The 1588-nt window shown below is 75.8% G+C and carries 2 protein-coding genes; one reads left to right on the top strand and one right to left on the bottom strand.

The window, feature by feature from the left end; translation table 11 throughout:
* On the bottom strand, positions 1-890 hold an 890-nt coding region (locus ESO86_RS16660; RefSeq protein WP_129235929.1), incomplete at its 3' end, for an HhH-GPD family protein.
* Positions 891-952: 62 nt separating this feature from the next.
* Here ESO86_RS16660 and ESO86_RS16665 point away from each other — a divergent pair.
* On the top strand, positions 953-1588 hold a 636-nt coding region (locus tag ESO86_RS16665; protein ID WP_129235930.1), incomplete at its 3' end, for a nucleoside/nucleotide kinase family protein.

Below are 1588 nucleotides of genomic sequence, written 5' to 3' on the forward strand. Positions count from 1 at the left end.
AGTCCGCCGTCGACGCGGGCAGCCAGGCCGTCGGCGACGAGCCCGTCGACGGCCCGCGTCAGCCGGTCCCGGTCCGAGACGACACGGCCGAGCTCGTCCTCGGGGACCGGGCGGTGGGCGGCGCGCAGCTCGCGCATGATGAGCCCTCGCGCTTCGCGGTCGCTGCCGGCGAAACGGGCCTGCCGTGCGCGTCGTGGTCCGTCGTAGGCGGGGTAGCGCGCGGCTCGCCACGCGCAGACCGGAGCGATCGGGCAGTCGTCGCAGCGCGGGGCCCGTGCGGTGCACACGGTGGCTCCGAGCTCCATGGCGCCAGCGTTGAACACCCGTGCCGCTGCGGGGTCGTCGGGCAGGAGCGCGTCCATCGCGTCGAGGTCGCGCCTGGTCGCCGGCGGTCCGGCCTCGGCGGCGCCGTCGACGGCGCGGGCGATCACCCGGCGCGTGTTCGTGTCGACGACGGGGTGCCGCTCGCCGAACGCGAAGGCCGCGATCGCGCGCGCCGTGTACGGCCCGATGCCCTGCAGGGCGAGGAGCGCATCGAGCTCCCGCGGCACGTCGCCGTCGTGGCGCTCCACGATCTCGGTGGCGGCGCGGTGCAGCCACAGTGCGCGGCGCGGGTATCCGAGCCGATCCCACATGCGCACGGCCTCGGCCGGAGGTGCGGCTGCGAGGTCCGCGGGCGTCGGCCAGCGACGCATCCACTCCTCCCAGCGCGGCTGCACGCGCGCGACCTGGGTCTGCTGCAGCATGAACTCGCTGACGAGCACCGCCCACGGCGAGACGTCCGCGGCGCGCCAGGGCAGCGGCCGGGCGGCCGTGGCGAACCACCGGTTCACCGCCTCGGCGATCGCGTCGGCGGGCGCGTCGTCCGCGGGTCGGGCGAGGGTCGGCATCCGTCCAGCGTACGGCGGCCGGTCGGTCGACGCGGCCGAGGCGGGAGACGTACGCTCGGAGCATGCGCCTGGTCACCACGCCCCGGGTGGCGTTCCTCCGCGAGGTCGCCGACGAGTTCCTCGCCCGCACGGGCCGGGGGCGGGTGATCGTCGCGATCGACGGCCCCCTCCGGAGCGGCAAGACCGAGCTCGGCGACGACCTCGCCGACGTCCTGAGGGAGCGCGACCTCGCGGTGTTCCGGGCGAGCGCGGAGGACTTCCACCGGTCGCGCGAGGCCCAGGCGGAGTACGGGCCGGACACGCCCGAGCGCTACTGGCGATACGGCATCGACGAGTCGCTCCTGCAGCGCACGCTCGTCGAGCCGTTCCGCATGGCCGGGTCGACGGCGTTCGTCACACGCGGCTTCGATCTCGCGCGGGATGCCTGGGTCGAGCCGAAGTGGCGCAGTGGACCCGCCGACGCGATCCTCGTCCTCGACGGTCGTTTCCTGCTTCGCGAGCGCCTGCACGACGAGTGGGACGTCGCGATCGCGATCGACGGCGAGCCCGCGGACGCCGCGGACCGCATCGCGTACGCGTCGAGCGATCCGAGGGCGGTCGCGTCCATCGTCATCGACCTCGCCGACCCCGCGCATCCGCGCCGCGGTGCGGCGGGTGGCGCCGGCGACGAGGACGGCCCGGCCGACGAGGCGTGGGCG

Origin of the sequence: Agromyces binzhouensis (assembly GCF_004135055.1) — a bacterium.
In the GTDB taxonomy this organism is placed as follows: Bacteria; Actinomycetota; Actinomycetes; order Actinomycetales; family Microbacteriaceae; genus Agromyces; species Agromyces binzhouensis.